At 72.3% G+C, this 26,671-nt stretch carries 25 protein-coding genes and 1 pseudogene; 10 read left to right on the forward strand and 16 right to left on the reverse strand.

Going from position 1 to position 26,671, the window contains the following annotated elements; translation table 11 throughout:
- Position 1: 1 nt before the first annotated feature.
- On the reverse strand, positions 2 to 691 hold the full coding sequence (locus tag O7605_RS01220) for a CDP-alcohol phosphatidyltransferase family protein (RefSeq protein WP_269737501.1): 690 nt from the start codon (positions 689 to 691) through the stop codon (positions 2 to 4).
- Positions 692 to 734: 43 nt separating this feature from the next.
- Positions 735 to 1,652, reverse strand: coding sequence for a methylenetetrahydrofolate reductase [NAD(P)H] (metF, locus tag O7605_RS01225; protein ID WP_269737502.1), 918 nt, complete (start codon positions 1,650 to 1,652; stop codon positions 735 to 737).
- Between the two features lie 329 nt (positions 1,653 to 1,981).
- Here metF and O7605_RS01230 point away from each other — a divergent pair, with 329 nt between their 5' ends.
- Both O7605_RS01230 and O7605_RS01235 read left to right on the forward strand, forming a co-directional pair.
- The gene (locus O7605_RS01230) at positions 1,982 to 2,338 is read left to right on the forward strand and encodes a helix-turn-helix domain-containing protein (protein WP_269737503.1); all 357 of its coding nucleotides are present in this window, start codon (positions 1,982 to 1,984) and stop codon (positions 2,336 to 2,338) included.
- A 9-nt stretch (positions 2,339 to 2,347) separates the two neighbouring features.
- Positions 2,348 to 3,430, forward strand: coding sequence for a polyprenyl synthetase family protein (locus O7605_RS01235; RefSeq protein WP_269737504.1), 1,083 nt, complete (start codon positions 2,348 to 2,350; stop codon positions 3,428 to 3,430).
- Positions 3,431 to 3,493: 63 nt separating this feature from the next.
- Here the strand turns inward: O7605_RS01235 and O7605_RS01240 are convergent, their stop codons facing one another.
- Complete coding sequence (locus O7605_RS01240; RefSeq protein ID WP_269737505.1) at positions 3,494 to 3,877, reverse strand: Rv2175c family DNA-binding protein; 384 nt, start codon at positions 3,875 to 3,877, stop codon at positions 3,494 to 3,496.
- A gap of 165 nt (positions 3,878 to 4,042) precedes the next feature.
- Between O7605_RS01240 and pknB the strand changes: the two genes are divergently transcribed.
- Positions 4,043 to 6,031, forward strand: coding sequence for a Stk1 family PASTA domain-containing Ser/Thr kinase (gene pknB, locus O7605_RS01245; protein WP_269737506.1), 1,989 nt, complete (start codon positions 4,043 to 4,045; stop codon positions 6,029 to 6,031).
- Positions 6,031 to 6,894 (forward strand): annotated as a pseudogene (locus tag O7605_RS01250) (deoxyribonuclease IV); the annotation flags it as partial. The gene pknB and the pseudogene O7605_RS01250, both read left to right, overlap by 1 nt.
- A gap of 101 nt (positions 6,895 to 6,995) precedes the next feature.
- Here the strand turns inward: O7605_RS01250 and O7605_RS01255 are convergent.
- The 4 genes from O7605_RS01255 to O7605_RS01270 all read right to left on the reverse strand — a co-directional run bounded on the left by O7605_RS01255 (position 6,996) and on the right by O7605_RS01270 (position 11,820).
- Positions 6,996 to 8,024, reverse strand: a complete 1,029-nt coding sequence (locus O7605_RS01255; protein ID WP_269737507.1) for a threonine aldolase family protein — start codon at positions 8,022 to 8,024, stop codon at positions 6,996 to 6,998.
- A gap of 38 nt (positions 8,025 to 8,062) precedes the next feature.
- Positions 8,063 to 9,469 carry a class II 3-deoxy-7-phosphoheptulonate synthase gene (locus O7605_RS01260; RefSeq protein ID WP_269737508.1) on the reverse strand — a complete coding sequence of 469 codons (1,407 nt, stop codon included), beginning with the start codon at positions 9,467 to 9,469 and terminating at the stop codon, positions 8,063 to 8,065.
- Positions 9,470 to 9,556: 87 nt separating this feature from the next.
- A complete protein-coding gene (locus tag O7605_RS01265; RefSeq protein WP_269737509.1) occupies positions 9,557 to 10,039 on the reverse strand; it encodes a hypothetical protein in 483 nt (160 codons plus the stop codon).
- 155 nt (positions 10,040 to 10,194) lie between these two features.
- Entirely contained in the window at positions 10,195 to 11,820 is a 1,626-nt protein-coding gene (locus O7605_RS01270) for a glycosyl hydrolase family 18 protein (RefSeq protein ID WP_269737510.1), read from the reverse strand.
- Between the two features lie 203 nt (positions 11,821 to 12,023).
- Here O7605_RS01270 and O7605_RS01275 point away from each other — a divergent pair, with 203 nt between their 5' ends.
- Together O7605_RS01275 and O7605_RS01280 are read left to right on the forward strand one after the other, a co-directional pair.
- Positions 12,024 to 12,512, forward strand: a complete 489-nt coding sequence (locus O7605_RS01275; RefSeq protein ID WP_269737511.1) for a glutathione peroxidase — start codon at positions 12,024 to 12,026, stop codon at positions 12,510 to 12,512.
- A gap of 156 nt (positions 12,513 to 12,668) precedes the next feature.
- The gene (locus tag O7605_RS01280) at positions 12,669 to 13,340 is read left to right on the forward strand and encodes an NADPH-dependent F420 reductase (protein WP_269738663.1); all 672 of its coding nucleotides are present in this window, start codon (positions 12,669 to 12,671) and stop codon (positions 13,338 to 13,340) included.
- 17 nt (positions 13,341 to 13,357) lie between these two features.
- On the opposite strand, the gene O7605_RS01285 is transcribed toward O7605_RS01280, so the two are convergent.
- From O7605_RS01285 to O7605_RS01315, 7 genes are all read right to left on the reverse strand, one after another.
- A complete protein-coding gene (locus tag O7605_RS01285) occupies positions 13,358 to 13,924 on the reverse strand; it encodes a GNAT family N-acetyltransferase (RefSeq protein WP_269737512.1) in 567 nt (188 codons plus the stop codon).
- Positions 13,924 to 14,400: a GNAT family N-acetyltransferase gene (locus tag O7605_RS01290; protein WP_269737513.1), complete on the reverse strand. Its 477-nt coding sequence runs from the start codon at positions 14,398 to 14,400 to the stop codon at positions 13,924 to 13,926. Before O7605_RS01290 ends, O7605_RS01285 begins: the two co-directional genes overlap by 1 nt.
- Before the next feature lie 153 nt (positions 14,401 to 14,553).
- Complete coding sequence (locus O7605_RS01295) at positions 14,554 to 14,904, reverse strand: DUF2203 domain-containing protein (RefSeq protein ID WP_164449354.1); 351 nt, start codon at positions 14,902 to 14,904, stop codon at positions 14,554 to 14,556.
- A 154-nt stretch (positions 14,905 to 15,058) separates the two neighbouring features.
- Complete coding sequence (proC, locus tag O7605_RS01300) at positions 15,059 to 15,877, reverse strand: pyrroline-5-carboxylate reductase (protein ID WP_269737514.1); 819 nt, start codon at positions 15,875 to 15,877, stop codon at positions 15,059 to 15,061.
- Between the two features lie 69 nt (positions 15,878 to 15,946).
- The gene (locus tag O7605_RS01305; RefSeq protein WP_093401195.1) at positions 15,947 to 16,975 is read right to left on the reverse strand and encodes a 6-phosphofructokinase; all 1,029 of its coding nucleotides are present in this window, start codon (positions 16,973 to 16,975) and stop codon (positions 15,947 to 15,949) included.
- 156 nt (positions 16,976 to 17,131) lie between these two features.
- Positions 17,132 to 17,614: a pyridoxamine 5'-phosphate oxidase family protein gene (locus O7605_RS01310; RefSeq protein WP_269737515.1), complete on the reverse strand. Its 483-nt coding sequence runs from the start codon at positions 17,612 to 17,614 to the stop codon at positions 17,132 to 17,134.
- A gap of 106 nt (positions 17,615 to 17,720) precedes the next feature.
- Positions 17,721 to 18,218, reverse strand: a complete 498-nt coding sequence (locus O7605_RS01315; RefSeq protein WP_269737516.1) for a polyadenylate-specific 3'-exoribonuclease AS — start codon at positions 18,216 to 18,218, stop codon at positions 17,721 to 17,723.
- Positions 18,219 to 18,481: 263 nt separating this feature from the next.
- On the opposite strand from O7605_RS01315, the gene O7605_RS01320 reads away from it, so the two are divergent.
- Positions 18,482 to 19,174 (forward strand): Crp/Fnr family transcriptional regulator, encoded by a 693-nt coding sequence (locus O7605_RS01320; RefSeq protein ID WP_164449224.1) that lies wholly within the window; start codon positions 18,482 to 18,484, stop codon positions 19,172 to 19,174.
- 80 nt (positions 19,175 to 19,254) lie between these two features.
- On the opposite strand, the gene O7605_RS01325 is transcribed toward O7605_RS01320, so the two are convergent.
- Positions 19,255 to 19,452 (reverse strand): hypothetical protein, encoded by a 198-nt coding sequence (locus O7605_RS01325; RefSeq protein ID WP_269737517.1) that lies wholly within the window; start codon positions 19,450 to 19,452, stop codon positions 19,255 to 19,257.
- Between the two features lie 125 nt (positions 19,453 to 19,577).
- Here O7605_RS01325 and O7605_RS01330 point away from each other — a divergent pair, with 125 nt between their 5' ends.
- Positions 19,578 to 23,195 carry an ATP-binding protein gene (locus O7605_RS01330; RefSeq protein WP_269737518.1) on the forward strand — a complete coding sequence of 1,206 codons (3,618 nt, stop codon included), beginning with the start codon at positions 19,578 to 19,580 and terminating at the stop codon, positions 23,193 to 23,195.
- Between the two features lie 43 nt (positions 23,196 to 23,238).
- Here O7605_RS01330 and O7605_RS01335 read toward each other — a convergent pair whose 3' ends face one another.
- Positions 23,239 to 23,949, reverse strand: a complete 711-nt coding sequence (locus tag O7605_RS01335; protein WP_269737519.1) for a lysophospholipid acyltransferase family protein — start codon at positions 23,947 to 23,949, stop codon at positions 23,239 to 23,241.
- Between the two features lie 284 nt (positions 23,950 to 24,233).
- Between O7605_RS01335 and O7605_RS01340 the strand changes: the two genes are divergently transcribed.
- Both O7605_RS01340 and O7605_RS01345 read left to right on the forward strand, forming a co-directional pair.
- A complete protein-coding gene (locus O7605_RS01340; protein WP_269737520.1) occupies positions 24,234 to 25,079 on the forward strand; it encodes a DUF308 domain-containing protein in 846 nt (281 codons plus the stop codon).
- 175 nt (positions 25,080 to 25,254) lie between these two features.
- Entirely contained in the window at positions 25,255 to 26,670 is a 1,416-nt protein-coding gene (locus tag O7605_RS01345; protein WP_269737521.1) for an alpha,alpha-trehalose-phosphate synthase (UDP-forming), read from the forward strand.
- Position 26,671: the final 1 nt, after the last annotated feature.

Genomic DNA, 26,671 nt, shown 5'->3' on the forward strand with positions numbered 1-26,671 from the left:
CTCAGCCGGCGTCGATAAGTGCCCGGCGCACCGCGGCGAGCAGCTGTCCCAGCCCGAAGGCGGCGAGCAGCACCCAGACCGCGGTCGCCATCGTGATGGTGCCGGCGGCCAGGTCCACCTCGACCAGCCCGCTCAGGCCGGCCAGCAGCAGCCCCGCCACGGCCACGCAGACCCGGGTGGGCCGCTCCCCCACGGTCACCGCGCCGATCTCCCGCATGCCGGCGGCGACCGCGCGGGCCCGGACGTACTCGTGCAGCCAGGACAGCGCACCGCCCGCGGCGACCAGCGCTCCCGGCGCGCCGACCAGCCAGAACGCCACCAGCCACGCGGCCTCGCCGATCCGGTCGGCCAGCGAGTCGTAGACGTAGCCGAGCCGGGTGGTGCGGCCGGTGGCCACGGCGACCGCACCATCGACGCTGTCGGCGACCGAGGCGAGCAGCACGAACAGCGCCCCCAGGAACGGCCCGTCACCGGGCCGGACCGCGAGCAGCGGTACGCAGAGGCAGAGCAGCACCCCGACCACCGTGACCGCGGTCGGGCCGACCCGTAGCCGGCCCAGCAGGAACCCCACGTGGTAGGAGAAGCGCAGCCAGCCACGCACCACCGGAGTGGCGGCCCGGGGATCGAAGCCGCCGTGCAGCCGGGCCCACGCCGTGGCGTACTCGTTCCAGTTCAGCTGTCTGCCCACCACGGTTCAACCGTCGCGACAGCGCCGAGGTGTCGCGCGCCGGGTGTCACGTCGCGGCGCCCACCCGCAGGTTCTGCCATATCTCCCGGGTCGCGGTGGACCGGTTGAAGGTGATGAAGTGGATCCCCGGGACTCCCTCGTCGAGCAGCCGGCGACACATCTCGCTGGTCTGCTCGATGCCGAGCCGGCGGACCGCTTCCGGATCGTCGGCGACCCGCTCGAACCGCGCGGCGAGCGCAGGCGGGAAGGGCGCCCCGGACAGTTGCACGGAACGCTCGATGGTGCCGATCCGGGTCACCGGCATCACCCCGGCCAGGATCGGGGTGTCACACCCGGCGGCGGCCACCCGGTCACGCAGCCGAAGGTATTCGTCGGCGTCGAAGAACATCTGGGTGATCGCGAAGTCCGCGCCGGCCCGGCACTTACGGATGAAGTACTCGGTGTCGGTGTCGACGTCCGGCGAGCGCGGATGCCGGTAGGGGAAGGCGGCGACGCCGACGCTGAAGTCGCCGGAGTGCCGGACCAGGCGGACGAGATCCTCGGCGTAGTGCACACCGTCGGGGTGCGGGATCCATTCGCCGGTGGGGTCGCCCGGCGGGTCGCCGCGTACCACCAGCACGTTGCGCACCCCGACGCCGGCCAGCCGGCCGATCACGTGCCGCAACTCGGCGACGGAGTGGTTGACCGCGGTCAGGTGGGCCATCGGCAGCAGCGTGGTCTCGGTGGCGATTCGTTCGGTGACCGCGACCGTGGTGTCCCGGGTCGAGCCGCCGGCACCGTAGGTGATCGAGACGAACGAGGGGCGCAACGGCTCCAGCTCGCGGATGGCCTGCCACAACTGTCGCTCGCCCTGCTCCGTCTTCGGGGGCATGAACTCGAAGGAGAAGGTCGGCTGGCAGTCGCGGACCAGCTCGCCGATCGCCGGTTGCGAATTCGGGAGGACGGAGGGAAGACCGAGCGCCACGCACCGACTGTAGCGGGCCGGGCCGGACATACCTACCGGCTTCCCAGCGTCGGAGATGGCGGCGTCGCGTAAGCGTGGGCGAGGCCGACATGCCGCAGTCGGCCGGCGTTGCCCCCGGCGTCGGGGACGCTCGGCCGAGGCGGGTGCGGGCATGCCCCGGGCGGCCGGCCCGCGGAAACTGTCGCACCGCCGGACTAGCCTTCCGACCTGCGCGGGTGTGGTGGATCCCACCGGGGGCCGCGCGGGGGTCAGCAGCAGACGACGCGTACCGGCACCGCCCCGATCGGGTGGTGGTCGGGCCGTCGCCCCGCCGACCCGCCGGAGGATCAATGTCCCCGCCCACCCCCGCCCGGCCCGCCCCGACCGCCCTCGGCCCGCTGGTGGCCCGGTTACGGCTCGACCGAGGATGGAGCCAGTCCCGGCTCGCCGCCGAACTCTGCGCCGCCGCCGGAGTGTGCACGCTCAGCCGGCACGAGATCTCCCGCTGGGAGCGAGGGGTACGCGTGCCGGGACGCTTCTGGCGCGGCTGGCTGGTCCGGATCCTCGGGGTGCCGGGCGGCGCGCCCGGGCCCGGCGGGTCGGCACGCCCGGCACGGCGCGGCCGCGGACCGGCCGGGCCGCGACCAGCGACGAACACGACGCGCCGGAGGACGGGTGGGTCGTCGCGGCGTACCTCGACCCACTAGCGTCGGGACGTGACCCATGCTGCTCCCGTCTCTCCCGTTGACCGTGCCAGCCTGCGCCAGCGGGTCGACAAGGCGTTGTCGGACTTCCTCGCCGGGCGTCGCGCCTGGATGACCGATGTCGACGACGCCCTGGTGCCGGTCGCCGAGGCGATCGAGGCGTTCGTGCTGGGTGGCGGCAAGCGGCTGAGACCGGCCTTCGCCTACTGGGGTTACCGGGGTGCCGGCGGAGTGGACACCGACGCGGTGGTGACCGCCCTCGCCGCGCTCGAGTTCGTGCAGGCCAGCGCCCTGATCCACGACGACCTGATGGACCGCTCGGACACCCGACGCGGTGAGCCCGCCGTGCACCGGCGGTTCGCCACCCGGCACCGCCACGCCGGCTGGGGTGGCGACCCGGACGGCTTCGGCGACGCCGCGGCGATCCTGCTCGGCGACCTGTGCCTGGTCTGGTCCGACGAACTGCTGCACTCCGCCGGACTCGACCCCCGGACGGTGGCCCGGGCCCGACCGGACTTCGACGAGATGCGCACCGAGGTCACCATCGGGCAGTACCTCGACGTGCTGACCCAGGCCACCGGCGACACCTCGCTGGCGCGGGCCGGCAAGGTGGCCAGGTACAAGTCGGCCAAGTACACCGTGGAACGGCCACTGCTGATCGGCGCGGCGCTGGCCGACGCCCCCGCCGACGTACGCATCGCCTACTCGGCCTACGGCATGCCGTTGGGTGAGGCTTTTCAACTGCGCGACGACGTGCTGGGTGTCTTCGGTGACCCGGCGCAGACCGGCAAGCCGGCCGGCGACGACCTGCGCGAGGGCAAGCGGACCTACCTGGTGGCGGCGGCCCTGGAGGTGGCCGACGACGCCGGCCGCACGCTGCTGCTCGGTGGCCTCGGCGACGAGGAGTTGGACGCCACCGGGGTGGCCCGGCTGCGGGAACTGATCGTCGACACCGGCGCGCTGGCCCGTACCGAGCAGCGCATCGTCACGCTCACCGACGCGGCGCTCGCCGCGCTCACCGCCGTCGACCTGGACACCGAGGCCCGGCAGGCCCTGGTGGACCTGGCCATCGCCGCCACCCGCCGCGCCGACTGACCCGCTCGGGCGGCTCAGCGCTCCCGGGCCCGCGGTCCGCGCACCGGCCTGGCGTCCGGTCCGTCAGAAGCCCAGGGCCTGAGCCCGGCGCTTGACCTCACGGGCCTGGTCACCGCCGAGTGCGGTCGCGGGGGTGCCACCGGCCAACGTGCCGTCGGGCTGGTAGAGCCAGCGCAGCGCGGCCTCGTCGTCGTAGCCGGCGTCGGCCAGCAGGGTGAGCACACCGGGCAGGTGTTTGAGCACGGTACGGTTCGCCACCAGGTCGGCCGGGATCCGGCGGACACCGTCACGGCGCACCGCGATCAGTTCCCGGTCCCGGATCATCTGGTGAACCTTGCTGATCGACAGGTCGAGCCGCTCGGCGACGTCCGGCAGGGTCAGCCAGCCCGCCGGGTCGGCGGGACCGGCCAGGGGCACGCCGCCCTCGGTGGGTACGGATTCGGTCACGCGCAACACCCTGCCACGCCACCCCCGTACCCGGTCAAGGACCTCCCGGCGACCACCCTGAGCTGGGGCAACCATCACCCTGCGCGCGCGTCGGACCCGCCCGGGGGTGGCTGCCGGTAGCATCCGGTTCAACCTTCGTCCCTCCGACACATAGACTGCCTGCCGATGGACACACAGGTCGCCGACACGTTGCTGGGCTCGCTGATCGACGGGCGCTACCGCATTCGCGGTCGCGTGGCCCGCGGCGGCATGGCGACCGTGTACACCGCCACCGACGAGCGCCTCGAGCGCACCGTCGCAGTCAAGATCATTCATGCCACCCAGGGATCCCCGGGGCAGTCGGGTCGGCCCAGCTTCGTCGACCGGTTCACCGACGAGGCGAAGACGATCGCCCGGCTCACCCACCCGAACGTGGTGGCGGTCTACGACCAGGGCACCCACGCCGGGCGACCGTACCTGGTCATGGAGTACGTCCGCGGCCGTACCCTGCGCGAGGTGCTGGCCGAGCGGCGCCGGTTGAACCCGGACGAGGCGCTGGCCATCACCGAGCAGATGCTCGCGGCGATCGGCGCCGCCCACCGGGCCGGCCTGGTGCACCGCGACGTGAAACCGGAGAACGTGCTGGTCGCCGAGGCGCCCAGCGGCGGCCCGGCCAACCTCGTCGACAGTGTGGTCAAGGTGACCGACTTCGGGCTGGCCCGGGCCGTCGAGGCGAGCACCGACCACGACAGCGGAAACCAGCTGATGGCCACCGTGGCGTACGTCGCTCCGGAACTGGTCACCGACGGCCGGGCCGACGCCCGCACCGACGTCTATTCGACGGGCATCGTGTTGTTCGAGATGCTCACCGGTCGGGTGCCGTACGACGGCGACCGGCCGATCGACATCGCCTGGCAGCATGTCGACCGCGACGTTCCCGCACCGTCGACGCTGGTGCCCAGCCTGCCGAGGGTGCTCGACGATCTGGTCGCCCGCGCCACCCGTCGCGATCCGGCGGCCCGCCCGGGTGACGCCGGCACGCTGCTGGCCGAGGTGCAGGTGGCCCGGGACGGGCTCGGCAGCCCGAACAGCCACACCGCCCGGATCGCCCCGGTGACCGAGGGCCCGGCGATGTCGCAACCGACGATGATGGTCGCGCCGGTACGTCCGCCCGAGCGACCGACCTGGGCCCGCCTGCCGGAAGGCGGCCCACCCGCGCGCGGTCGACGCCGGGCGACGCCGGGCGGCGACGACGATCTGTGGGCCCGACTGGCCGGGGTCGGCGCCCGGCTGACCGGTCAGGGCGGCGGACGTCTCGGCGTGGCGGCCGTGGTCGTGGTGCTCGGGTTGGTGGCCGCGCTCGGCGGCTGGTGGTTCGGCGTCGGCCGGTACACCACCGCGCCGCAGCTGGTCAGCATGAGCAAGGCGGAGGCGGAGGCACAGGCCTCCCAGGCCGGCTTCGAGGTGGTCTACGCCGACCCGCGCTACGACGACCAGATCCCCCGCGACGGGGTGCTGGGACAGGATCCCGCCTCGTCCGCCCGGATCCTCAAGGGCGGCACCATCACCCTCACCCTGTCGCTCGGTCCGGAACGCTTCGAGTTGCCGGACGTGGTCGGCAAGGAGTTCGACCTGGCCGAGGCCGACCTGGTCAGCGCCCAGCTCGAGGTGGTCAAGGGCACCGCCCGGTACGACGACAGCCTGCCCGAGGGCATCGTGGTGGCCACCGACCCGAAGGCGGGCGAGGAGGTCAAGCCGGGCGACGAGATCACCCTGATCCTCAGTAAGGGCCGGGCCCCGATCACCGTGCCGAACCTGGTGGGCAAGAACCTCAACGACGCCCGTAACCAGATCGCGCAGCTCGGCCTGGTGCTGGTGGAGCCGACGCGCAAGGAGTCCGACAAGCCGCGTGACGAGGTGATCGGCCAGAGCCCGGCCGCCGGCGGTGGCGTGGAGAAGGGTGCCCAGATCCGGCTGGAGGTCAGCGAGGGGCCCCCGCTGGTGACCGTGCCGCGCGTCGTCGACCTGCCCTGCCAGCAGGCCAAGCAGGTGCTGGAGAGCCAGGGCTTCCCGGTGGCGGTGCAGTTCAACCCGAACGCCGTCACCCGGTTCCAGAACCCGAACGAGAACGCCCAGGTCGCCCCGGGCACCCAGATCACCATCGGGTGCTTCTGATGCCGGCGCCGGACCCCGGGCACCGGCCGATCGGTTCGCACACGCCCACCTCGGGTGGGCTGGCCAGGGCGGCACTGCCGTACGTCGACGCGGCCGGCTCCGAGGTGGCGCAGGTCTATGTCGGCAACTCCCGGGGCTGGGCGATGCCGGCCGGCGATCCGACGCAGGACGCGCTGTTCCGCGACGGCTGCGCCGAGCGCGGCGTCGCCGTCTACATCCACGCCTCGTTGCTGGTCAATCTCGGCTCACCGACCGCGGCAACGGTCGAGCGGTCGACCCGGAGCCTGGCGCACGCGCTACGCCGAGGTGCCGCCATCGGCGCACGGGGGGTGGTCTTCCACGCCGGCAGCGCGGTGGACGCCGGGCACGCCGACGCGGCCATGCGGCAGGTACGCGAGTCGCTGCTGCCGCTGCTCGACTCGATCGCCGACGCGGGCGGCCCGATGCTGCTGGTGGAGCCGAGCGCCGGCGGCGGCCGGTCACTGGCCTGCCGGGTGGAGCAGCTCGGGCCGTACCTCGACGCGGTGGATCGGCATCCGCAGCTCGGGGTCTGCTTCGACACCTGCCACGCCTGGGCCGCCGGGCACGACCTGGCCGCCGAGGGCGGCATGACCGCGACGCTGGATGCCCTGGTGACCGCCGTCGGGGCGGACCGGCTCCGGCTGGTGCACGCGAACGACTCCAAGGACCTGTGCGGTTCCACCCGGGACCGACACGAGAACATCGGCAAGGGCATGATCGGCGAACCCGCCTTCGCCGAGCTGATGCGTCACCCCGCCACCGCCGGCGTCCCGATCCTCGTCGAGACCCCCACCGAACGCCACGAGGGCCACGCCACCGACATCACCACCCTCCGCCGCCTCCTCCCCACCCATCGTCCTGTTGATCATGAGGTTAGCGGCACTCGCGGAGATCGAGATCGCCGTTAACCTCATGATCAACAGGGCAGGGTGGGGGGTGCCGGTTAGTGGCGGAGGATTTGGGTGAGGGTGGTGGCGGCCTGGTCGATCTGGGTGTCGGTGACGTCGAGGTGGGTGACCAGGCGGGCCGTGTGGGGGCCGAGCACCGAGATCAGTACGCCTTCGGCGCGGGCGGCGGCGGCCAGCGTGGGTGCGTCCAGCGGAGCCTTGGTCAGGTCCAGCGGGACGATGTTGGTGCGTACCGTGGCGGCCAGCACCCCGAACGGGGCGATCGCCTCCGCCAGCCGGGCCGCCTTCGCGTGGTCGTCCGCCAGCCGGTCGATGTGGTGGGCCAGCGCATACCGGCCGGCGGCGGCCAGGATGCCGGCCTGGCGCATCCCACCGCCCATCCGCTTGCGGATCAACCGGCCCCGCTCGATCCGGTCGGCGGAGCCGACGACAAGTGAACCCACCGGTGCGCCGAGCCCCTTGGACAGGCAGACCGACAGGGTGTCGAACAACGCGCCGTAGGTGGTCAGCGGCACGCCGTCGGCGACGTGGGCGTGCCAGATCCGGGCACCGTCGCAGTGCAGCGCCACCTGCCCGGCGTCGGCGATTCGGCGCAGCTCACGCAGCGTGTCGAGCGGAATCACCCCGCCGCCGCCACGGTTGTGGGTCTGCTCCACCGCGATCGCGCGGGTGGGCACCGCCCAGTAGCCGTCCGGACGCACCATGGCGGCCACCACGTCCGCGTCGAGCCCGGCGCCCACCGGGGGCCAGGTCCGCGAGGTGACGCCACCGTACGCGGCGGCCGCCCCCATCTCGTACGTGACCACGTGCGCGTCGGCGTCGCAGAGCAGCTCCGCGCCGGGCGGCACCAGCAGTTGCAGCGCGATCTGGTTGGCCATCGACCCGGTCGGGCAGAACAACGCCGCCTCGTGCCCGAACGACGCGGCGACCTCGGCCTCCAGGGCGTTGACCGTCCGGTCCTCGCCGTAGACGTCGTCACCCACCTCGGCACCGGCCATCGCCTGCCGCATCGCGGCGGTGGGCCGGGTCACCGTGTCCGAACGCAGGTCGATCGGATCAGGCACTGTAGTCCTTTCGGCCGCCGACTGCGGGGCTCGCAACCTCAGCCACGGAGCATCTCCGCGACGAGGAAGGCCAGTTCCAGTGACTGTTGGGTGTTCAGGCGGGGGTCGCAGGCGGTCTCGTAGCGATCGGGCAGGTCGAGGTCGGCGATGCCCTGGGCACCGCCGAGGCACTCGGTGACGTCCTCGCCGGTCAGCTCGACGTGCAGGCCGCCCGGGTGGGTGTCCAGGCCACGGTGCACCTCGAAGTAGCCCAGCACCTCGTCGACGATCCGGTCGAAGTGACGCGTCTTGTAGCCGTTGGACGACTCGTGGGTGTTGCCGTGCATCGGGTCGCACTGCCACACCACCTTGGCGCCGGCGGCGGTCACTTTGGCCACGATCGGCGGCAGCGCGTCCCGGACCTTGTGGTTGCCCATCCGGCTGATCAGGGTGAGCCGGCCGGGGACGTTGTCCGGGTTCAGCTTCTCGCAGAGCTCGATCGCCTCGTCCGGAGTGGTGGTCGGGCCGAGCTTGACCCCGATCGGGTTGGCGATGCGGGAGATGAAGTCGATGTGCGCGCCGTCGATCTGCCGGGTGCGCTCACCGATCCACAGGAAGTGCCCGGACAGCCCGTACGGCCGGCCGCCGGAGACCCGGGTCAACGCCCGGTCGTACTCCAGCGCGAGAGCCTCGTGCGAGCAGTACAGGGTGACCGTACGCAACGCCTCGTCGTCGGTCATCCCGCAGGCGCGGATGAACGCCAGGGCCCGGTCGATCTCCCGGGCGATCGCCTCGTACCGCTCCCCGGCCGGCGAGTTGCGCACGAAGCCCTTGTTCCAGTCGTGCACCGCGTGCAGGTCGGCCAGCCCGCCGGCCAGGTAGGCCCGCAACATGTTCATGGCGGCGGCCGAGTTCGCGTACGCCCTGATCATGCGCTGCGGGTCGGCGACCCGCGCCTCCGGCGTGGTCTCCAGTGAGTTGATCATGTCGCCGCGGTAGGCCGGCAGGCCCCGGGCGTCGGTCGGCAGCGACCGGGGCTTGGTGTACTGCCCGGCCACCCGGGCCACCTTCACCACCGGCAACGACGCGCCGTAGGTCAGCACGATCGCCATCTGCAACAGGGTGCGGGCGTTGGCCAGCAGGTGACTCTCGGTGTTGTCGGCGAACGTCTCCGCGCAGTCACCGCCCTGGAGCAGGAACGCCTTGCCCTCGCAGACCAGCGCCAGGCGCTGGCGCAACTGATCGACCTCGTACGGGGCGACCACCGACGGCACGGTGTCGAGCACCTTGCAGACCTCGGCGACCTGGGCCGCGTCGGGCCAGGGTGGGGTCTGGGCGCGCGGCAGCTCCCGCCAGCGGTCCAGGCCGAAAGCCTCGTCCTCGGCGGAGTCGACGGTCGGGCGGCTGGTCTGCAGCACCGGGCTGCCCACGGCGGGATGACTCAACTGATGCCACTCATGGCGCATGGTATTCAGCGTACGGCGACCAGCCGGGTGGGCGACCGGCGAGGGGCCGGGTTCCGGCAGATGGACGACCCTCGACGGTGGCGCAGGTCAGGGCGTGGGCGCCGGGGCGGGGCTGTGCCCGCCGGGCCGCTCGTCGGAGATGCACCAGTCGAGCCCGTCGCGGGTGACGGTGAACAGCAGCGGACGGGTCGCCTTCTTCTTGCCGACGGTCACCGTGACCGCGGTGCTGACCTCCTGCCCGGACGGGCCGGGCCGGATGTCGGTGATCTCGGACTTCGACACCTCGAAGTGGTCGGCGAAGTCGCCGTTCGGCTCGGTGGCGGCGGCGTCGAACGCCTCGTGCAGCACCGCGCAGAGCTGGCTGCGACCGGCCGCCACGTCCTTGGCAGCCATCGCGTCCAGGTACGCCTGGACCCGCTCGCGGGACTTCAGCACGGCCTCCTCGGCCGGTGCCCGTCCGGGTTGCTCCGCCTCGGGCTCACCGCCGACGAAACCACAGCCGACCAGTGCGAACGGCAGGCTGGCGAGCAGCGCGGCGGTACCCGCCGGACGCCGGTTCGTGACCCGCATCGTCACCTCCCTCGATGGCGGACATCGAGACACGGTCGAGCGGCGAGTCTGTCACACCGCCGTCCGGGCATCGAGATCGACCCCGGGCACGCCGGACGGGGAGGGGCCGGTGCGGGGCCCCTCCCCGTCGTGTGGGTGGTGCGTCGACCGTCGGCTCAGCCGAGGCCGCCCTTGATGGCGCTGATCAGCTCACCGTTGCCGGTGTCACCGGAGAGCTCCCAGAAGAAGGCGCCACCGAGGCCCTGGTTCCTGGCGTACGTCATCTTGCCGCCGATGGTCGACGGGGTGTCGTAGCTCCACCAGTTGCTGCCGCACTTGGCGTAGGCCGTGCCGCCGACGGTGCCGGTGGCCGGGCAGGTGTTCTTGAGCACCTTGTAGTCCTCGATGCCCTGCTCGTAGGTGCCCGGCGCGGGCCCGGTCGCGGTGCCGCCCGGCGTGGACTGGGTGACCCCGGTCCAGCCCCGGCCGTAGAAGCCGATGCCGAGCAGCAGCTTGTTGGCCGGGATGCCCTTGCTCTTGAGCTTCTGGATCGCCGCGTCGGACCAGAAGCCCTGCTGCGGAATGCCGGAGTACGAGTACAGCGGCGAGTGCGGAGCGGTGGGGCCCTGCGGGGCGAAGGCGCCGAAGTAGTCGTACGTCATCGGCATGATCCAGTTGAGGTGCGTGGCGGCACCGGCGTAGTCGGTCGCGTCGATCTTGCCGCCGTTGCTGCCGTCGGCGGTGATCGCGGCGGTGACCAGGTTGTTCGAGCCGAACCGGGCACGCAGCGCGCTGGCCACGTTCTTGAACGCGTTCGGGCCGCTGGCGTCACAGGTCAGACCGCAGGCGTTGGGGTACTCCCAGTCGATGTCGATGCCGTCGAAGACGTCCGCCCAGCGCGGGTCCTCGACCAGGTTGTAGCAGCTCTCGGCGAAGGCGGTCGGGTTCTGTGCGGCCTGGGTGAAGCCGCCGGACCAGGTCCAGCCACCGAACGACCAGATCACCTTGAGGTGCGGGTACATCTTCTTGAGCTTGCGCAGCTGGTTGAAGCTGCCGCGCAGCGGCTGGTCCCAGGTGTCGGCGACGCCGTCCACGCTGTCCGCGGCGGTGTACGCCTTCTCGTAGTCGGCGTAGCTGTCGCCGATGGTGCACCGGCCGCCGGTGGTGTTACCGAAGGCGTACAGGATATGGGTCAGCTTCGACGCCGAGCCGCTGGTGTGGATGTTCCGCACGTGGTAGTTGCGAGCGTAGACGCCCCACTGGGCGAAGTAGCCGACCACCTTCTGCGCACCCGGGTTCGGGGGCGTGGTGGTCGGGGGCGTGGTGGTCGGCGGGGTGGTCGTCGGTGGCGTGGTCGTGGGTGGGGTGGTGGTGGGCGGTGCGGTGGTGGGCGGCGGCGTGCCACCGCCGCACGAGGCGCCGTTGATCGTGCAGTTCAGCGGCGCCCGGTACCCGCCGGTGCCGTTGTAGCCCCAGCTGAAGGAGGCGCCCGGGGCCAGCGCACCGGCCCAGCTCTTCTTGACCGCCACATAGCGGTTGCCGTTGCGGGTGACGTCGGCGTCCCAGGAGCTGCCGATGCTGGTGCCCGAGGGCAGCTCGAACTCGATGCGCCAGGTGCTGACGCTGGCGTCCGACCCGTTGGTGATGGTGACCCGCGTTTCGTGCCCCGTTCCCCAGTCCGACACCCGGGTGAACGAGGCGGTCACGCTTCCGGCGCCGAACGCCGAGGCCATCGGGACCGTGGCGACGGTCACCGCGACCACGGCGCCGACCCAGAGGGCCCGGCGAAGCGATCTCTTCATGTGGCGTCTCCAAACAGTTAGGAAACTTTCCAAAAGGATGAGGAGACGCTACTCACACGCCACCACTTCGTCAAGATGTCCATGTATCGATTGCCCCGGACAGCCAGATCGACATCACCGCCGGCCGAGGGCTGGATACCACTCGGTAACCACACCCCACCCGCCGCGCCCGCGAGCACCGGTACGGCGGTAGCCTCCGGGGCATGACCGTCTTCGACATTCCGATCGGTGCGCTCGCCGGCGGCCCGGCCGACCTGGCCCAGTACGGTGGACGCGCCCTGCTGATCGTCAACGTCGCCTCCCGCTGCGGCCTCACCCCGCAGTACGCGGGCCTGCAGGCCCTGCAGGACGAGTACGCCGACCGCGGGCTGACCGTGCTCGGCGTGCCGTGCAACCAGTTCGCCGGTCAGGAGCCGGGCAGCGCGGCGGAGATCAGCGAGTTCTGCCAGGTCAACTACGGGGTCACGTTCCCGATCACGGAGAAGGTCGACGTCAACGGCCCCGACCGCCACCCGCTGTACGCGGCCCTGGTGGACACCGCCGACGCCGACGGGCACACCGGTGACGTCCGCTGGAACTTCGAGAAGTTCCTCGTCGCTCCCGACGGCACCGTCGCCGCCCGCTTCGCCCCCACCGTCACCCCCGACGACCCCACCCTCCGCACCACCATCGACAAAACCGTCCCCGCCTAACAGCCAGCACCCCCACCCACCCCCTCACACCCGACCGGAGAGCCTTGTGGTCGCCCTTTTTGGGCTTTCGCACACTTTTGGACCGACAAAAACTGCATGATCGACGAGCCGGTGGGTGGAACGGCGGAGCGAGGTGGGTCGGTGGAGGGGGTCAGTATGGCGACGGTGGGGTTGATCGGCAGCGGGCATATCGGCGGGACGGTGGCGCGGTTGGCCGTGAACGCCGGGTACGACGTGGTGTTGAGCAACTCACGCGGGCCGGAAACCCTGACCGACCTGGTCGACGAATTGGGGCCGCAGGCGAGCGCCGGCACCGCGGACGCCGCGGCCCGCGCCGGTGACCTGGTGGTGGTCACCATTCCGCTCAAGTCGTACCGCTCGGTGCCGGTCGAGCCGCTGGCCGGCAAGGTCGTCATCGATACCAACAACTACTACTCGCAGCGGGACGGTCAGATCCCCGAGTTGGACGAGGGCACCATCACCAGCGGCGAGCTGCTGCAACGTCACCTGCCGCAGTCCCGCGTGGTGAAGGCGTTCAACAACATCTTCTTCGCCCACCTGCTCACCCTGGCCCGGCCCGGCGAGACCGCCGACCGCAGCGCGCTGCCGATCGCCGGTGACGACCCCGAGGCCAAGGCCACCGTGACCGAGTTTCTGGACCGGATCGGCTACGACACGGTGGACGCGGGCACGCTCGCCGACAGTCGGCGCTTCCAGCCGGACACCCCCGCCTACGGCGTCATCTACTCCGCCGACCCCGCCAACGTGGAACAGGAAGCCCCGGCCGGCGCGGGCGTGCTGCGCGCCGCCCTCGCGGAAGCCGGCTGACCCGGCTGCCGTTGCACTCAGTGCCTCCCGGTGGCGGCACGCCGGGCCCGCCACTCGGGCGCCAGCACCGACCAGATCTCCAGGTCGACGCGGCCCTGCGGCCCCGGCAACGTCTCCCGCAGGACACCGTCGCGGCGCATGCCCAGCCGGCGGGCCACCGCGATGCTGCGCACGTTGCCGGCGTTGGTGCGCCACTCGACGCGGTGCAGCCCGCGCTCGACGAGCACCCAGTCGATGAGCCGTTCGACCGCCCGGGTCACCAGCCCCCGCCCCTCGGCGGCCGGTTCCAGCCAGCAGCCCGCCTCGCACACCCCGGACGCCGCGTTGAGCGACACCAGCAGCACCCCGCCGACCAGGGTGCCGCCCGACCAGATACCCCAGATGCCGCCGTCGTCGCGGGCCCACCGGTCGGCGTAACGCTGGAGCACGTGCCGCGCCCCAGCGAGGTCGGTGGCCACGAAGGACGGCGACACCCACGGCGCGATGTGCTCCCGGGCCCGGTCCAGATTGCCCAGGAACTCCTCGGCGTGCCACGGGTTCAGCGGCCGCAGCTCGGCATCCGCACCCAACGCAAGGGCGAACATCAGCGCCCACCTCGCCGCATCCCGGCCATCGACGTGGGACGGAAGCCCAGCTCCCGGTAGAGCGGCTCGCCCTCCGGACTGGCCTTCAGGTCCACCGTGCGCACGCCGCGCTCGGCGAACCAGCCGAGCAGCGCGCCCAGGCAGGCCCGCGAGAAGCCCCGACGACGGTACGCGGGATCGGTCGCCACGTTGAAGACGTACCCGGACCGGCCACTCGGATCCGCCGGCCCGCCGAGCCGCAGGTCGACCACCCCGACCGCACAGGCGGCAAGCGTCCCCGGTCGGCCCGGCGCATCCACCACGTAGGCGGCGAGATCGGCCTCCGGATCCGGCAGCTGCCGCCGGAGCGTACGCAGGGCGGTGTGCTGCCATTCGCCGGGCTCCGGTGGCGCGCCATCCATCGCACCCAACATGACCGCCCGCAACCGGACCAGTTCCCGGGCGTCGTCCACACTCGCCCGCCGCACTCCACTCACCGGCAGAGACTAGCCGCCCTCGCCTCTCGGCACCGACCGGCGGTTCCCCGGCCGCCCACTACCGGCCGAGGCTACGCCCGCAGGATCGTCGCGGAACCGGCAGCGATCGGGTCGGCACGACGACGAGCGCCGCGGATCTCGGCCGGGGCAGGGTCAGATCGGGCGGCGGCCGGCGAAGCCGCAGTCGGCGCGGTGGTACCAGCGCACGTCGGTGTCCCCCTCCAGCCAGCACCAGAGCACCTGTCGCCCCTCGCGCTCACCCGGGAAGTCGAGCAGCACCGGTGCCACGCTCTTGACCTCGATGCCGTGCTGCTGGATCTCGTCGAGGACCGCGTACAGCCGGGCTTCCAGGCCCTTGACCTCTGCCCGACCACCGAGTGCGCTGAGCCCGTGGCCGGCCAGGTCGGCCTGCAACTCGGCCAGGTCGGCCCGGACCCGGATCAGTTCCTCGATCCGGGGATGCAGGGTGGCTACCAGGTGCCGGGCCTGGGCGAGAGTGAACACCGCGCCAGTATGCGCCACCCCCGATCACCGGAACGACCCCGCACCGCAATTCGCCGTCCACCCCGTTGATCATGAGGTTAGCGGCAGCTTGAAGATCGACTACTGCCGCTAACCTCATGATCAACGCCGAAGGGAATGGGGTGGGGTGGGTGGGTTATTCGGCTTGGGTGGCTAGTTCGCGGGCGCGGTCGCGGGCGGCTTCGAGGGCGGCCAGCAGGGCGGCGCGGACGCCGTGGTTCTCCAACTCGCGGATGGCGGAGATGGTGGTGCCGGCGGGCGAGGTGACCGCCTCGCGCAGCTTGACCGGGTGCTCACCGGAGTCGCGCAGCATCACCGCCGAGCCGATCGCGGTCTGCACGATCAGGTCGTGCGCCACCTGGCGGGGCAGGCCGAGCAGGATGCCGGCGTCGGTCATCGCCTCGACCAGCAGGTAGAAGTAGGCCGGGCCGGAACCGGACAGGGCGGTCACCGCGTCCTGCTGGGTCTCGGGTACCCGGATCGTGGCGCCCAGTGGTTTGAACATCTCCTCGGCCAGCGCCAGGTGCTCACCGGTGGCGTGCGCGCCGGCCGAGATCGCGGTCATCGCCTGGTCCACCAAGGCCGGGGTGTTGGTCATCACCCGCACCACCGGGGTGCCCTCGGGCAGCCGGCGGCTGTAGAAGCTGCTCGGCAGGCCGGCGCAGAGCGAGACCAGCAGCTTGCCGGCTGGCACCTTGGGACCGATCTCGTCCAGCAGCGCGGCGGCGTCCTGCGGCTTCACCGCGACGGCCAGCACCTCGGCCTCGTCCACCGCGGTGAGGTTGTCCACCACCCGTACGCCGTAGCGGGCGGCCAGTTCCTCGGCGCGGGCCGGGCGGCGGGCGGTGGCCAGCAGCCGGTCCGCCGGCCAGCCGGACCGCAGCAGCCCGGAGAGCACCAGCTCACCGATCTTGCCGGCACCGATCACCGCGACGGTGTGCACCTCGGCTGACACCTGGCGTACCCCCTTCGTGGGCCGGCGTCGCGGCGGGCCCGAGGCCCGACCGCGACGCCGGAGCGACGATCAGCTACCGAAGAAGACCTCGGCCTCGGCGTACCGCTCCAGCGGCACGGTCTTCAACTCGGCGGTGGCGTCGGCGAGCGGGACGCGGACGATGTTCGTGCTCTGCATCGCGACCATCTTGCCCCAGTCGCCCTCGTGGGCGGCGTCGATGGCCTGCAGGCCCAGCCGGGTGGCGAGCACCCGGTCGAACGCGGTGGGGGTGCCGCCGCGCTGGATGTGGCCGAGCACGACGGTGCGGGCCTCCTTGCCGGTCTTGGCCTCCAGCTGCTCGGCCAGCCACTGGCCGATGCCACCGAGCCGGACGTGCCCGAACGCGTCAAGCTCCTGGTTCTGCAGGACCATCTGGCCCTCCAGCGGCTGGGCGCCCTCGGCGACCACGACGATCGGGGCGTACTGGTGCTGGAAGCGCTTCTCGACGTAGCCGGCGACCTGCTCGACGTCGAAGTTCCGCTCGGGAAGCAGGATCACGTTGGCACCGCCGGCCAGACCGGCGTGCAGGGCGATCCAACCGGCGTGCCGACCCATCACCTCGACCACCAGGGTGCGGTGGTGGCTCTCGGCGGTGGTGTGCAGTCGGTCGATCGCCTCCATGGCGATGTTGACGGCCGTGTCGAACCCGAACGTGTAGTCGGTCGCGCCGAGGTCGTTGTCGATGGTCTTCGGCACGCCGATGACGTTGACGCCCAGCTCGTGCAGCTTGGTGGCGACGCCGAGGGTGTCCTCACCGCCGATGGCGATGAGCGCGTCGACGCCCTGCGCGGCCAGGTTGTCCTTGATCCGCTCGACGCCGTTCTCGATCTTGAAAGGGTTGGTCCGGGAGGAGCCGAGGATCGTGCCGCCACGGGGCAGGATGCCGCGGACCTCCGCGATGCCGAGCGGACGGGACAAGCCCTCCAGCGGGCCCTTCCAACCGTCCTGGAAACCCACGAACTCGTGGCCGTAGCTGGCGACGCCCTTACGGACCACCGCCCGGATGACCGCGTTGAGACCCGGGCAGTCGCCGCCGCCGGTGAGCACGCCGATACGCATGATCTGCTCATCCTCCTGGGGAGCATCTGGTCAAGCCCGATCAAGCCCCAGGATATGTGTCAGCGCGGACCTCGGCACCGTTGCCGGCCCGGGGCGGGCCGTCCCTACGAACTGTAGTCGCCGCCCGGTACGACGCACACCGCGCCCCACTACCGGTCAGTAGCCGTCCTCCCGGCGATCGGCCGGCGACCCACCGGTGGGCGCGGCGCACACCGGGCCGATCAGCTCGACCTGCTCACCGCTGGCGTCCCAGCACCGTGCGGCCGTCGGGTGCACGCCGACCAGCGTGAGACCGGCGGTGGCCGGACCGTCCGGAAACCAGGCGGCCAGCCCCGGATGCCACAGTCGTTCGGCGCGGGCCTGGTCGTGGTCGTCCCGGGCACTGCCGGTGATCGAAGCCCAGACCTGCGCCCGCGGGTCGTACAGGCCCAGCTCGACCTCCGGGTTCACCCGCAGCTGGCGGACGGTCACCGAGCCGGTGTACGCGAAGAACCACAACTGCCCGTCGAACTCCGCCCGTTGCAGCACCATCGGCCGGCCCACCAGCCGACCGTCGAGGGAGATCGTGGTCATGACGCAGATCCGCGCGGCCCGGATCAGCTCGGTGATCCGGGCCCGGGCCCGCCGGCCGCCGATCACGTCGGTACTCCCCTGCGCCTGCCCACGCCGGCAACTCCCTCGCCTCGGCCCCTTCGGCGAACCGGTGCCCGCGACGGCCCCGGTCAAACCACCGAATCACCGGATCTCACGAACCGGTCATCGCCCGCCACCGGGCCAGGTTGTGCCGGGCGTCGACAAGCGCGTCGTGTCGGGCCGCCGCGGCGTTGGGCAGCGGAGGCCGCCCCCGGTCGTCCCACAACTGCCGCAACTCCTTGGTGTACCGGGGGATCTCCCGGGGCAGCGCCGGCATCGCGCCCCACAACTGCGCCAACACCACGTGGTCGTACGCCGCGTACCAGGCCCACAGCTCCACCTCCTCGCCGGGCCGGTCCCGGATCGGCTCGACCAGGAACTCGTACAGGTCGTCGCGGATGCGTTCGCGGGACCGCCACGCCCGGTCGGCCGGGGAGGGCAGCTTGTCCAGGACGTTGCGACGCACCCAGGGCACCGCGCGGGACGCGTCGAACTCGGTGGAGACCGCGTAGAACTCGCGGCCGTGCTCGTCGACGACGCCGATCGAGACCAGTTCGACGGTCCGGCCGTCCTCGATGAACTCGCAGTCGTAGAAGTAGCGGTAGGCCATCGCCACCATCCTCGCCGACGGTCACCGGGGGCCGTCGATCGGGTCGGCGACACCGGGAGCGCTTCCATGGCCCCGCACCGAGGTCACGCCCAGCTCGAACCGGTCACGGAAGTGATTTGAGGGGTGTACAGCACGCGACCGGACCGTCATGATCTGATGTGTTACCGCTGCCGGACGCCGAACGGGTGTCGGATCACCTCGTCAGGGCCTTCAGGCTCACCCGGTGAGCGAGTTGGGGTCCTTGACCGGGGAGGGGTGGGGCCGTGGAGATGCGCCTGCCGGAGCCGGGCGACGCGCTCACCGGCGTTGACATGTTCGCCGGGCTCGAGCCGGAGGTACGCCAGCGGGTGGTCGCCGCGGCGGTGCCCCGCACCTACCGCAAGGGTCAGCTGCTGTTCGTGGAGAACGACCCGGGCGAGTCGCTGATCATCCTGCGGCGCGGCGCGGTGGCCGTGTTCCGGACCGCGCCCACCGGCGAGCGGGCGATCCTGACCGTGATGCGACCGCCGGACGTGCTGGGCGAGGTCTCCCTGCTGGACGCCTCGACCCGCTCGACCTCGGCCGAGGCGATCGAGGACACCGCCGCGCTGGCGCTGTCCCGGCCGGCCTTCATGGAGCTGGTGCACTCGAACGCGCGCATCCTCGACGCGGTGATGCGCTCCCTCGGCGCGTTGATCCGCCGGTTGACCGAGCAGAACGCCGACCACGTCTTCCTCGATCTGCCCGGCCGGGTGGCCAAGACGCTGGTCCGGCTCGCCGGCGAGAGCCAGGCCCCGATGATCACCATCGAGCTGAACCAGAGCCAGCTCGCCGAGATGGCCGGCGGGTCCCGGCAGAGCGTCAACCAGGCGATCGGGTCGTTCGCCAGCCGGGGTTGGCTGCGCACCGAGGGCCGGCGGATCGTGGTCACCGACGTGCCCGCGCTACGCCGCCGCGCCGGCATGAACGAGCGCTGAGCGGCCCCGCACCGAACGCGGCGGCGAAGACCGAGGCGGGGCCGGGACGATACGTCCCGGCCCCGCCCACGCGCGTTCGGTCAGGGCTTGGTGCTGCCCGGTCCGACCCAGTCCGTCCCACCCGGTCCGACCCAGTCCGTACCGTCCTTGCCACCGCCGGGCACCTCGCCGACGATCCCCTGGGCCTGGAGCTGCGCGAGGGTGGCGGCGTCCACGTCCACCGAGTCTCCGGCGGAGTGGGCGACCCCGTTTCCGTCGGTCCAGTCACTCTTCAGCATCACGTACACCATGGAGCTGTCCCCCTGATCAGCGGTCAACGAATCGGCTGCCTGAATCTAGCCGTTCCGAAGCGTGGTGAACTGCCCGGCTGAGTGTCCACAAGCCAACAGCCCGGTACCCGACAGTGCGTCCGACAGCGATACTCGATGCTGCGCCCCGGGGGGTCGGGGGCCTGCCACTGGAGGGTGTCATCGCCGCGCAGTGTGACCGCTGTGGACGTACCGCCGCCGAGGGCGACCGCTTCTGCGGTGGCTGCGGCGCGGAACTCGGTGCCGTCTGCCCGCACTGCCTGCGCCCGCTCGCGCCGGACGTGGCCTTCTGCACCTCCTGCGGCGCGCCCCGGGCCGGCACCGACCGACCCGGCGCCCTGAACCAGGAGGATCGCCGCCGGGTCAGCGTGCTCTTCGTCGATCTGATCGACTTCACCCCGTACGTCGAGCGGGCCGACCCGGAGCTGGTCCGGGGCATGCAGACCGGCTTCTTCTCCGCCGCCCGCCGGGTGGTCGGCCAGTACGGCGGGGTGGTGGAGAAGTACATCGGCGACGCGGTGATGGCGCTGTTCGGGGCGCCGGTGGCCACCGAGACCGACGCGTTGCGGTGTGTGCGGGCCGGGTTGGAGTTGCAGCGGGTGCTGACCCGGTTCACCCCGACCGGCACCGACGGGTTGCGCTTCCGGGTCGGGGTGGCGACCGGTGAGGCGCTCGTCGACGTGGCCGCCGCCCGCGACGGTGGGCAGGCGATCGTCGCCGGCGACGTGGTCAACACCGCCTCGCGGTTGCAGTCGGCGGCGCCGTCGGGCGGGGTGCTCGTCGACGGCGCCACGCACGCGCTGACCCGGGACACCATCCGGTACGACGAGCAACCCCCGGTCACCCTGCGCGGTCGGTCGGCACCGACCGAGGTGTGGCTGGCCCGGTCCGCGGTACGTCAGCAGCCCACCGATCGGGAACCGGACACCACTCCCCTGATCGACCGGGAACACGAGCTGGGCATGCTGGTCAACGCCCTGCACCGCAGCCTGCGCGACCGCCGACCCCAGGTGGTGACCGTCTTCGGCCGGGCCGGCATCGGCAAGAGCCGGCTGGTCCGCGAGTTGCACCGGCACACCGGCCGGCTGGTGGACGAGCCGCTGACCTGGCGGATCGGCAGGTGTCCACCGTTCGGCGAGAACGTCACGTTCGCCGCGCTCGCCGACATCGTCAAGGCCGAGGCGGGCATCCTCGACACCGATCCGGCGGCCAGCGCCGCGCAACGGCTGACCGCCGCCGTCGGCGAGCTGGTCGGTGTCGCCGAGCGGGGCCGGGTGGCCGACGCGCTGCGTCCGCTGGTCGGGCTGGCCGGTAACCCGCTGCCGGCGGAGGAGGCGGAGTCGGCGTGGCGGCGGTTCCTGCTGGCCCTGGCGGCCCGTCGCCCCACCGTGCTGGTCTTCGAGGATCTGCACTGGGCCGACGATCCGATGCTGCGCTTCGTGGAGCTGCTGGGCGCGGCGGCCCGGGACGTACCGCTGCTGCTGCTGTGCACCGCCCGCCCGGAACTCGTCGACCGGGATCCGAGCTGGGCGGGGACCATCACCGGTTCGGTCACCATCGCCCTGCCACCGTTGCGGGACACCGGCATCGCCGCGTTGTACGCGCACATGTTCGGCCAGGCCGCGTTCTCCGCCGACCTGCTCACCCCGCTGGTGGAGGTGGCCGGCGGCAATCCGCTCTACGCCCACGAGTACGTCCGGATGCTGATCGAGCAGGGGGCGCTGCGACAGTCCGGCCGTGGCTGGTCGCTGGAGAAGCACCTGGACCTGCCGATGCCGGAGAGCGTGCACGCGGTCATCGCCAACCGGGTCGACCTGCTCGACGCCAAGGACCGGGCGGTGCTGCTGGCCGCCGCCGTGGTCGGGGTGCAGTTCTGGCCGGGCGCGGTGGCCGCCGCCGTCGGCCAGCCGGTCGAGTCCGTCGAGCGTGCCCTGCGTCGGCTGGAACAGCGGGACTTCGTCCACGAGCAGACCACCTCCACGATGGCCGGCCAGCCGGAGTACCGCTTCCGACACGTCCTGGTCCGGGACGTGTGCTACCAGCGGCTGCCCCGGACCGAGCGGGTGGCCCGGCACGATCGCACCGCCGACTGGTTGGACACCCTGTCACAGAGTCGGGACACCGACCTGGCCGAGGTGCTGGCGCACCACCGCTGGGCGGCGCACGAGATCGCCCGCTCGCTGGGCATGGAGACCAACCGCTACGCCGCGCCGGCCCGGGCCGCGCTGCACCGGGCGGCCCGCCGGGCGTACGCGCTGCACGGGCTGGACGCCGCCGCCGGCCACGCGGCCCGGGCGCTCGGTCTGGCCGACGACTCCGATCCGGTGGGCCGGCTCCAGTTGGAGCTGTTGAGCACTGAGATCTCGTTCCACCGCGACGGCAACGCGTTCCTCTCCGGCGGTGGGCCGGAGCAGGTGCAGGCGCTCGCCGAGCGGCTGCTCGCGTACGGCGACGAGGCGTGCGCGGCGCGGGCCTGGACGCTGCTCGGCCAGGCGGCGTGGCTGCGCGCCGACCGACCGGCGGCACTGGCCTGTCTGGACCGGGCGGTACGGCTGTTCGACCCGCTGCCGGACAGCGCGCAGAAGGCCGACGCCTTCGCCGAGCTGGGGCGGCTGCACATGCTCAACTACGAACGTGATCCGGCCGTCGCGGCGGCCGACACGGCCGCGGCGATCGGCGAACGGCTCGGGCTGACCGAGATCCGCACCAACGCCCGGATCACCGCGGCCACCGCGCGGTACCAGGCCGGCGACCGGGCCGGACTCGACGAGTTGTACGCGATCGTGGAGTCCAGCCGGACCGGTCAGCTGCTCGCGTTGCCCCGGGCCACCCAGAATCTCGCCTACGCCGTCTGCGAGGAGGGCGACTGGGTACGCTCCGACGCGCTGCTGGCCGCCGCCCCGGCCCGCACCGCCAGCGGGCAGACCCTGACCACCAGCTACTCGAGCGAGGCGACGCGGGCCTGGTTCGAGGGGGACTTCGACCGGCTGCTCACCGCCGCCGACGCCTGCATGAACACCCCGACCGGCAGCTGGGACATGCAGGTACGCGGCCTGCGGTCGTGCCTGCTGGTGCTGCGCGGCCAGCCGGTGCCGCCGGGCCCGCCCGCCGACGGGGCGCCGGACGGGGCCCCGCCGCGCGACGACGTGGCCGCCGCGCTGGACACCGCGCGGCGCAGTGGCTTCCACCGGCTGCACTGGACGATGCTCGCGATGGGCGCGTTGTGCCGGGCGGTGCAGGGTCGCCTCGACGAGGCCGCCGCGCTCGTCGACGAGCTGGCCGAGTCGTGGACGGCGGTGCCGGCGCTGGCCAGTGGGGAGTGGATCGCGGCGGCCGGCTGGGCGGCCAGCCTCGCCGGGCGCAAGCCCGCGGCCCGGGTACGCGCGATGCTCGACCGGGTCGGCCACCGTACGCCCTGGTCGGAGGCGGCACTGCGGACCGTGACCGGCGCGCTGGCCGGGTTCGACGACAACCACCGGCACGCCGCCGACCTGCACCTCGCCGCCGCCGAGATCTACGCCGGCATTCCCGACGTCACCGACCGGATGCTGGCGCTGACCTTCGCGGTACGCGAACTGGCGGCCACCGACGACCACGCGACGGCCGGCGCGCCCCTGACCGAGTTGCGCGCCTTCGCGCGTCGCAACGCCGCGCCGGGCCTGCTCGCCCTGGCTTATCCACCCACCGGCACCGCCCGGACGCTCGCCTCCTGACCGACGTGCGGGCCGCGCCGCACACCCGCGCGGGGCGGGCGGCTCAGGCCGCGACCGGAGTGGCCGGCGCGGTCGTCGGGGTGAGCTGGGTCTTGAGCTGCTGGGCGTAGACGTCGACGTACTCCCGGCCGGAGAGCTCCATCAACTCGTACATGATCTCGTCGGTGACCGCCCGCTCGACGAACCGGTCACCGGCCAGCCCGGCGTAACGGGAGAAGTCCAGCGGCGGTCCGAAGCGGATCCGTACCCGGGCCAGGTTCGGGATGAGCTGGCCCGGCGGCTGGATCTCGTCCAGGTTGAGCATCGCCACCGGCACCACCGGCGCACCGCTCTCCAGCGCCAGCCGGGCCACCCCGGTCTTGCCCCGGTAGAGCCGACCGTCGGGCGAACGGGTGCCCTCCGGGTAGATGCCGGCGATGCCACCGGAGCGCAGCACCGTCAGCTGGGTGTCCAGCGCGGCACGGGCGGCCCGGCCACCGGAGCGGTCCACCGGGATGGTGCCGGTGCCGGTGAAGAACATCTTGGTCAACCAGCCCTTGACCCCCTTGCCGGTGAAGTACTCCGCCTTGGCCACGAAGGTGACCTTCCGGGGCACGATCAGCGGCGTGAAGATCGAGTCGGAGAAGGAGAGATGGTTGCTGGCCAGGATGACCGGACCGGTCGCCGGTACGTGGTGCAGACCCTCCACCCGCGGCCGGAAGATGAGCCGCAGCAGCGGGCCGAGCAGCACGTACTTCAGCAGCCAGTAGAGCACCGGCGTCCTTTCGGCAGGTGTTGGTCACCGCGGACCGCGCCGGACCGGGTGATCGTGGCACGAGCCTACGAACCGCCGGCCGGCCGCGGCAACGGACGCTCGGCCCGAAACCACCCGTCACGTTCGGTGTCGGACCGACCTCCTGGCCGGCGTTCGGCCGTACGCCGCGCCACAAGGCACTCCCGGAACCCACCCTCGACGTGTCACGATTCAGGGCACGGGGCGTGCGGGGGCGCGCCGAGGGGCCGCGGGGCGCGCCGGTGGCGCGATGAGGAGGATGGTCGGTGTCAGCGGGTGGGGCCCGCCGGGGACGGCGGGACAACGGTCTCGACGCGAGCGAGTACGCCATCGCCGGTGATGTCGATCCGCGCGTCGGCGAGCACCTGCTCGACGTGCTGGCCGCCGGCGGGATCGCCGCCTACCTGCAACCGTCGGCCGACCTGAACCCGGTCACCCGCACCACCACCGTGCCGTCCCGGCCGGTGGACCGGCTCTACGTGGACCGCTCGCACCTGAGCACCGCCCGGGACTACCTCAGCCAGCTCGCCGACGAGACCGGCGACGCCCGGGTCGGCGCCGAGCCGGACATCGACGCCGAGTGGGAACGGATCGTCGCCGGATTCCACACCTCGCCGGACACCGGCGACCATCCGTGGCCCGCCGCCGAGAACGTGGACGACCCGGCCGGGCGGGGCGGCACGGCCACCGCCACCCGGCCGGGCACCGACGAGCCCGGCCCGACCGCCACCGACGTACGCCGGCTGCCGTGGGCCGCCGACATCTCCGGCGTGTCGGTCGGGCGTGGGCCCCGCGACGGTGAGGGCCCGTCGCTGCTGGACGGCCTGGACACCTTCGGCTCGGAGCTGCCCGACGACCCGGACGACGACGAGCGTTACGTACCGCCGCCGCCACCGCCGCTTCCCCGCGTGTCGAAGTTCGCGCTGGCCGGCATCCTCGCCGTGCTGCTCGGCTTCGTGCTGTTCCTCTTCCCCGATCTGCTCCCCGCCGACCAGGGCGTCGTCACGCTGCTCGGCTTCACCGGCATCCTCGCCGGCTTCGTCACGCTGGTGTGGCGGCTGCGGCCCGGCGACGCCGACGACCGCGACCCGGACGACGGCGCCGTGGTCTGAGCCGGCGCGCAGGGTAGCCGTCCGGATACCGGGACGGCGGCCGCCCGTGCCGAGGCGCGTAACAGTGGTGTAACTTACTGTCAGTAGGAATACCGCAGTACGTCACGTCACCCGCCGACTGCCCGGTTGTTCCTCCCTCGTGGCGGTCACTCCCCTGCTGATCGGAATGCCCGAGATGCGACAGAGTTCCCTCGTGGTGGTGGCCAACCGCCTACCCATCGACGACAGCGTGGCACCCGACGGTGCCTGCGAGTGGCGACGCAGCCCCGGTGGGCTGGTCAGCGCGCTGCACCCGCTGCTCCGCCACACCCCCGCGACCTGGGTCGGCTGGGCCGGTGGGACCGGTCCCGCGCCCGAACTGCCCGATATCGACGGGGTGCGGATGCACTCCGTGCCGCTCAGCGGCGACGACCTGCGCGACCACTACGAGGGCTTCGCCAACGCGACCCTCTGGCCGATCTACCACGACGCGGTCGAGCAGCCGCAGCACCACCGGCGCTGGTGGGACGCCTACCTCCGGGTCAACCAGCGGTTCGCCGAGGCCACCGCGCAGGTCGCCGAGCCCGGCGCGGTGGTCTGGGTGCAGGACTACCACCTGCAACTGGTACCGGGGCTGCTCCGCACGCTGCGACCCGACCTGCGCATCGGCTTCTTCCTGCACGTGCCCTTCCCGCCGCCGGAGCTGTTCATGCAGCTGCCCCGCCGGGCCGAGCTGCTGCGCGGGATGCTCGGCGCCGACCTGGTCGGCTTCCAGCGCGCCCAGGCGGCGCACAACTTCGCCCAGCTGGTGACGAAGGTGCTGGGGTTGCCGGCCACCGACCGACGGATCGGGATCGACGACCGGGTGGTGCGCATCGGCGCGTTCCCGGTGTCGATCGACACCGTCGAGATGGCCGCGCTGGCGGACCGCCCGGACGTGGCCGACCGGGCTCGCCGACTGCGCCACGACCTGGGCAGCCCCGAGCAGGTGATCCTCAGCGTCGACCGGATGGACTACACCAAGGGCATCGAGCAGCGGCTCAAGGCGTACAGCGAGCTGCTGGCCGGCGGGCACGTCAAGGTCCGCGACACCGTGCTGGTGCAGGTGGCGGTGCCCAGCCGGGAGCGGGTCAGCCAGTACCAGATCTTGCGGGACCGGGTGGAGCGGGAGGTCGGGCGGATCAACGGGGAGTTCGGCCGGGTCGGTGAGCCCGCCATCCACTACCTCACCCAGCCGTTCGACCGTGCCGAGCTGGCCGCGCTCTACCGGGTCGCCGATGTGATGGCGGTGACCCCGCTGCGCGACGGCATGAACCTGGTCGCCAAGGAGTACGTCGCCGCCCGGGTCGACGACACCGGCGCGCTGCTGCTCAGCGAGTTCGCCGGGGCCGCCGCCGAGCTGCCGCAGGCGTACCTGGTCAATCCGCACGACCTGGAGGGGCTCAAGCAGGGACTGCTCGCGGCGGTGCGGGCCGACCCCGCCGACGTCCGGGAACGGATGCGGTCCATGCGCGCGTACCTGCACGAACACGACATCCGGGCCTGGGCCCGCTCCTACCTGTCCACTCTGGATCAGAGCGGTTCGATGCTCGCCCATCTCGGCGGCGGCTGAG

This window comes from Verrucosispora sp. WMMA2121 (assembly GCF_027460185.1).
Taxonomy (GTDB): domain Bacteria; phylum Actinomycetota; class Actinomycetes; order Mycobacteriales; family Micromonosporaceae; genus Micromonospora; species Micromonospora palythoicola.